Source organism: Bilophila sp. 4_1_30 (assembly GCF_000224655.1).
Classification (GTDB): Bacteria; Desulfobacterota; Desulfovibrionia; order Desulfovibrionales; family Desulfovibrionaceae; genus Bilophila; species Bilophila wadsworthia.
Genome location: NZ_JH114237.1, coordinates 63,273 through 67,838, shown reverse-complemented (window position 1 = coordinate 67,838; position 4,566 = coordinate 63,273). Strand labels below are relative to the sequence as shown.

The window sequence follows — 4,566 nt, the reverse complement described above, 5'->3', positions numbered from 1 at the left end:
CAACTGGTGGGGAGGCTGCACGAGAGGAGTTCGTTCCACTCCAGTGCTGTAAGAAAGAGAGAAAAACAAGCAAGGGAGCCTGAACAAAAAATGTTCAGGCTCCCTTCTTTCGTATATGAAACACGGCTAGGATCGTACTGTCCATCTGTCCCATACTCCCTTTTCATCTACAGGGAACGCGGGAAACAGGGATTCGATGAACACGAAAGCCTTTGGAAGGGGTGGGTTTGGAGGAAGGTTTTCCCCTCCCTTTTTCCCAATCTTCGCCCTATTTTTCTTCAAACCTCAATACCAGCTTGTCGCCGCCCTCTTCGGGCGCGTCCACAATGACCGTGCCGCCCTTGACGAGGCGGCCGAAAAGGACTTCCCCGGCCAACGGATCTTCCAGCGCTTCGCGGAGAAGACGCTGCAAGGGACGCGCGCCGAGCTTGGCGTCATAGCCTTCCTTGGCCAGCCAGCTCCGGGCTTCGGGCGTCAGGGTCAGGTTGACCTTCTTGTCGGCAAGCCCCTTGCCCATTTCGGCAATGCACTTGTCCACAATCATACCCATCAGATCGGGCGTCAGGGCATTGAACGGCACCAACGCATCCAACCGATTGCGGAATTCAGGGCTGAACATCGCCTCCACGGCCTTGCGGCCGCGCTGCGCCGCGCTCTGGGCCACCTTGCCCGCAGGGGCCTCAATGAAGCCCATCGGCGAGGCATCCATATCCCGGACGCCCGCATTGGAGGTCATGATCAGGACCACGTTCTTGAAGTCGGCCTTGCGGCCCGTGTTGTCCGTCAGCGTCCCGTAGTCCATCACCTGCAACAGCACGTTGAAGATGTCGGGGTGCGCCTTTTCGATTTCGTCCATCAGCACCACGGCATAGGGCGTCTTGCGCACGGCCTCGGTCAACAGGCCGCCCTGATCAAAACCCACGTAGCCTGGAGGCGCGCCGATAAGCCGCGATACGGCATGTTTTTCCATGTACTCGCTCATGTCGAAACGCAGGAAGGCGACGCCCATGCGCTCGGCAAGCTGCTTGGCGAGTTCCGTCTTGCCGACCCCGGTGGGTCCATAGAAGAGGAACGAACCGGCGGGACGATCCGTCCTGCCGAGCCCGGCCCGCGAACGCAGGATGGCACGGGTCACGATATCCACCGCTTCATCCTGACCAAACAGCACGGACCCGAGGTCATCCTTGAGCGTCTTCAGGCGGTCGCGTTCCTTGCCCGATACGGTGCGGGCGGGAATCCCGGCCATACGGGCCACAATACGCTCCACGTCCTGACGCGAAACCGACGAGCCGGACTTGAAGCCCGGACGCAGCCGCACGGAAGCCCCGGCCTCATCCATGACGTCGATGGCCTTGTCAGGCAGCAGGCGATCCTGCACATGGCGGGCGGAAAGCTCCACCGCCGCCCGCAGGGACGACGAGGAGTAACGCACTTTATGGTGCTTCTCATAGTGGGGCTGGAGGCCCTTGAGAATATCCACGCACTCGTCCAGCGAAGGCTCCTTGATATCCACTTTCTGAAAACGCCGGGCAAGCGCGCGGTCCTTTTCAAAGTGGTTGCGGAACTCGTCGTAGGTCGTCGAGCCGATGCAGCGGAGCTTGCCTTCGGCAAGGATGGGCTTCAACAGGTTGGAAGCGTCCATCGAGCCGCCGCTGGTGGAACCGGCACCCACAATAGTATGGATTTCGTCAATAAACAGGATCGCGCCGGGGATCTTCTGCAACGCTCCGACCACGGCCTTGATGCGGCCTTCGAAGTCGCCGCGGTAACGCGCCCCGGCGAGCACGGCCCCGAGATCAAGGGAGTATATCTTCGTCTCCTTGAACTCCGGCGGCACATTGCCGCTGACGATGCGCAGGGCCAGACCTTCCGCAATGGCGGTCTTCCCGGTCCCGGGATCGCCCACGTACAACGGATTGTTCTTACGGCGCCGGGCGAGGATTTCGATGGAGCGCGACAGCTCCATCTCGCGTCCGACCAGCGGATCGAGCTTTCCTTCGCGGGCGCGGGCCGTCAGGTCCACGGTGTAACGGGCCAAGGCGTCCTTGGCCGATTCGGCACCGCCTTCGCCCTCTCCCGATTCCGAGGAAGATTCGTCCTGCCCCTCTTCGTCGTTGTGGGAGATGCTCTCCAACACGGCAAGCCGGGTGATGCCCTGCTTTTTCAGGCAGTAGGCAGCCCACGAGTATTCCTCTTCCTCAAGGATGGCGGCGAGTACGTCGCCGACCTCAACACCGATGTCCTCGTCCCGTCCCGCGCTTTTGACGTGCGCCAGCGCGCTGTCCAGCACACGCTGGACGGCAAGCGTCTGGTAAACGTCTTTGGTGGGCTCGTCGAGGCTCTCCATATAGGTCTTGAAAAAATGATCGAGTGCCTGCCGCAGCACGGGGGCACTCCCGCCGCACCGTTCGATGAGCTTCCTTCCGGAAGGCTCGGATGCGATGCCGTAAAGGACATGCTCCAGCGTCAGGTATTCATGCCGACGCCGTTTCAGCTCCTCCACCGCAAGGCCTAATGCTTTCTGCAATTTCTTGCCAATCATGCGCCAACCTCCTCAAGCGTGCAACGCAGGGGGTAGCCTGCCTCTCTCGCAAGGAAATGAGTTTTATCTACTTTGGTTTCGGCGATTTCATGAGGATAGACCCCGGCAATGCCTTTTCCGCGCTTGTGCACGGCCAGCATGATGTTCGTGGCCTGATCCGCCGTCTTATGAAAAACGGTCATCAGGATATTCACGACGAACTCCATGGTCGTATAGTCATCATTGTGAAGCAGGACCTGATACATTTTCGGTTCTGCCACCTCTACGTCCATGATGACGTCCGGCTGGCCGCCCGGGGCCGCGTGAAAGGGAATCTGGCTCATGGTTCAATCGTCCTTTTGAATAAAGAATAATTCCTGATAACGCGTTCGCAAGGGCCGCGCAAGAGCAACGGGAGAGCGTCATGCATTTTTTCCCCGCACGCCAAAACCGGCCCGTGGAGAATCCACACCTAACCGACTTGAGGCCCTTTCCGCTTCCGCCGTCAGTTCTTGCGGCGGAACAGCCTGTCCTGCAACTCCACGACCGTGGCGATTCCGTCGCCCTCGCCCTGCGAAGGGAAAAGAATCGGCTTGTAGCCGAGCCTGCGCGCCTGCGAAAGCCGGATATCGTGCGCGGCCACAGGGCGGATCTGACCGTTAAGGTCCACTTCGCCCCACAACACGGCCCGCTCGGGAAGCGGCACGTCGTAGAAGGACGACAACATCGCCGCCACGAGCGCGAGGTCCATGCCCGGCTCCTGAATCTTCATGCCACCGCCGACCTTGGCATAAATGTCGACCTGACCGAAGTTCAGGCGCAGGCGTTTTTCCAATACAGCCAAGATAAGATGCAATCGGTTGACGTCAAATCCCAGCCCCGTGCGCCGGGGGATCGACAAGTAGCTGCGCGTGACCAGCGCCTGCACTTCCACGGCCAGCGGCCTTTGCCCGTCCACGGCCATAACCACCGCCGTCCCGCTGAGGCTCGCGTCGCGCGCGCCCAAAAAATAGGTTGCGGGGTCCTCAACGACTTCCAGCCCCTGCCGGACCATCTGAAAGACCAGTAGTTCCTGATTCGGCCCGAAACGGTTCTTCAACACGCGCAGGAGCCGGAACATCTGGCGCCGATCGCCTTCCAGCGAAATGACCGTATCGACCATGTGCTCAAGCAGCCTCGGCCCGGCGAGCGCGCCGTCCTTCGTGACATGGCCCACCAAAACGACGGTCGTGGTGCCGCGCTTGCAGGCGTCGACGATCTCCGTCGCCACGGCCCGGACCTGACTCACGTTGCCGGGCAGACCTTCCGCGCTTTCCGACGTAAACGTCTGCACGGAGTCCACGATAAGCAGATCAGGTGCACCGTCGCCCTCAAGCAACGGCAGTACGTCCTCGACCCGTGACGTGGACAGTGCCAGCAAGTTGTCATGCAGCATTCCCAGACGGTTGGCGCGATCCTTGATCTGCGGCAACGATTCTTCGCCGCTCGCGTACAGAACCAGCTTGCCCGAAGCGGCCACGGCCCCGGCCATCTGCAACAGAAGCGTGGACTTGCCGATGCCCGGCTCACCGCCCATGAGCAGGGCGCTTCCCGGAACAAGGCCCCTGCCGAGCACGCGGTCCAGCGCATCAAGCCCCGTGCCGAACGGCTCGTGGCCGTGATCCTCGACATGGGCCAGAGGCATGGCCTTCACCGAGCCGAGGCTCCCTATCGGGCGCTTCCGTGCGCCCTCGACGGGCGCGGCCACCAGTTCCAGCGAATTCCAAGCCTTACACACGAGGCACTGTCCCCGCCACAGCGGCGACTTTGCCCCGCATTCCGCACACACATATGTTTCTTTGATCTTGCTGGCCATGAAAAAACCTTCTGAAGAATGGAAAGACGAATACTCTTTATGAAATGTAGGATTTTTCCCCTGAGAAGGAAAGCACCACCCGATCAAACGAGACACAGGGAACGCGGCGAACAGGGATTCGATAAAGTCAAAAGTCTTTGAGGGAGAAGGGGGGAGGTTTGGAGGGGGGAGGAGGGAACTTTCTTCAGAA

Annotated in this window: 3 protein-coding genes; all 3 read right to left on the bottom strand. The window is 60.4% G+C overall.

The annotated features are described in order from the left end of the window. Positions 1–268 precede the first annotated feature (268 nt). Complete coding sequence (gene clpA / locus HMPREF0178_RS19430) at positions 269–2,542, bottom strand: ATP-dependent Clp protease ATP-binding subunit ClpA (protein ID WP_009369245.1); 2,274 nt, start codon at positions 2,540–2,542, stop codon at positions 269–271. Continuing rightward, positions 2,539–2,814: an ATP-dependent Clp protease adapter ClpS gene (gene clpS / locus HMPREF0178_RS19425; protein WP_369737801.1), complete on the bottom strand. Its 276-nt coding sequence runs from the start codon at positions 2,812–2,814 to the stop codon at positions 2,539–2,541. The genes clpA and clpS overlap by 4 nt, the downstream gene beginning before the upstream one ends. Positions 2,815–3,026: 212 nt before the next feature. Then, the gene (gene radA / locus HMPREF0178_RS19420; protein WP_009369243.1) at positions 3,027–4,376 is read right to left on the bottom strand and encodes a DNA repair protein RadA; all 1,350 of its coding nucleotides are present in this window, start codon (positions 4,374–4,376) and stop codon (positions 3,027–3,029) included. Between the last annotated feature and the right edge of the window lie 190 nt (positions 4,377–4,566).